The organism is Paraburkholderia sp. GAS32, assembly GCF_050434225.1.
Taxonomy (GTDB): Bacteria; Pseudomonadota; Gammaproteobacteria; order Burkholderiales; family Burkholderiaceae; genus Paraburkholderia; species Paraburkholderia madseniana.
This window is the reverse complement of sequence record NZ_JBNPVS010000127.1, coordinates 1-1475: the sequence shown is the minus strand read 5'-3', so window position 1 is coordinate 1475 and position 1475 is coordinate 1. Positions and strand designations below refer to the sequence as shown.

1 protein-coding gene is annotated in these 1475 nt (G+C 60.6%); it reads left to right on the top strand.

What is annotated here, in order from left to right:
- Positions 1-60 precede the first annotated feature (60 nt).
- Positions 61-1470 (top strand): IS66 family transposase, encoded by a 1410-nt coding sequence (tnpC, locus tag P3T25_RS48495; protein ID WP_166618403.1) that lies wholly within the window; start codon positions 61-63, stop codon positions 1468-1470.
- Positions 1471-1475 lie beyond the last annotated feature (5 nt).

Below are 1475 nucleotides of genomic sequence, written 5' to 3'. Positions count from 1 at the left end.
GTAACTATTCAGCGCTTGTAAACTGCCACCAGGCTGTGCATAGTGAAGGACATGACGAAGATGCCCGATTTCAAGGACCTGACGCACGAACAGAAGGACGCGCTCATCGTTGATCTGGTGAAGCGTCTGAACGCGCTGGAAGCGAAACTCGAGAAGAACAGTCGTAACTCCAGCAAGCCGCCCTCAAGCGATGGACCCGGGCGCAAGCCGAAGTCTTTGCGCGGCACGAGCGGTGCGAAGCCTGGCGCGCAGCCAGGGCATAAGGGCAAGACGCTCAAACGGGTGGCGCACCCCGATAACATCGAGATTCATCCGGTGGCACCGGTGTGCGATGCCTGTGGCCAGCAGATCGAATCCAGCCGCATCACGGTGTTGCCCGAAGGACGTCAGGTCATCGATCTGCCGCCCACGCGCTTCAATGTGACAGAACATCGCGTGCAGATTGCGCAGTGCACCTGCGGCAAGCGTCATTTGGGTGTGTTTCCCGAAAGCGTAAGCCAGGCGGTGCAGTACGGCTCCCAGATCCGCGCGGCGGCCGTCTATCTGACGCAGTACCAACAGTTGCCAGTGGCGCGAACGGCCCAGGCACTCGGGGACCTGTTCGGTGTGCATGTGAGTACGGGCACGGTGCAGCAGAGTATCGATGAGGCTGCCCGCCTGCTGGCCCCCGCAGTTAAACAGATCAGCGAAGCGCTACGCGAGCAGCCCGTGGTGCATTTCGATGAGAGTTCCATGCGCGTCGGACGTATGCCCCACTGGCTGCATCTCGCCTCGACGCGTACGTTGAGCTGGTATGGCGCACATCGCAAGCGCGGTAGCGAGGCACTGGACAGCTTCGGCATTCTGCCCGGGTTTAAGGGCGTCGCGGTGCATGACGGCTGGAGGCCGTACGCAGCCTATGAGTGTGAACATGCGCTGTGCAATGCGCACCATCTTCGCGAACTGGTGTTCGTCGTGGAGTCGACGCAGCAACCCTGGGCCCAGCAGATGATCGATCTGCTTTGCCAGGCCAAGCGCGAAGTCGACCTCAGTGTGGCCTCCGGCAACATGGCACTGGATCAATTGCGTCAGCGCTATTACAGGCGACGCAGCCGGACACTGATTGCCCAGGCGCGCAAACTTAATCCAACCCAGGCTCGCGCGCCCACTCGCGTGGAACTGCGCGGCAGAATCAGACAAAGCTTTACCTACAACCTGGTCCGGCGCCTGCAGATGCAGGCGACCGAGGTGTGGCGCTTCATTGCCGATCACCGGGTACCGTTTGACAACAACCAGGCCGAACGCGATATCCGCATGCCCAAGCTCAAACAGAAAATCTCGGGGTGTTTCCGTGCGGTATCAGGCATGGAGGCGTTCTGCACGATCCGCTCCTACCTTGCCAGTCTGCGCAAACAGAACCGTTCGCTGATCGACGCGCTGGCTTTGGGCTTCGCCGGGTTCGTCGTTTCGCCGCTTCCGGCTGCTGAATAGTTACG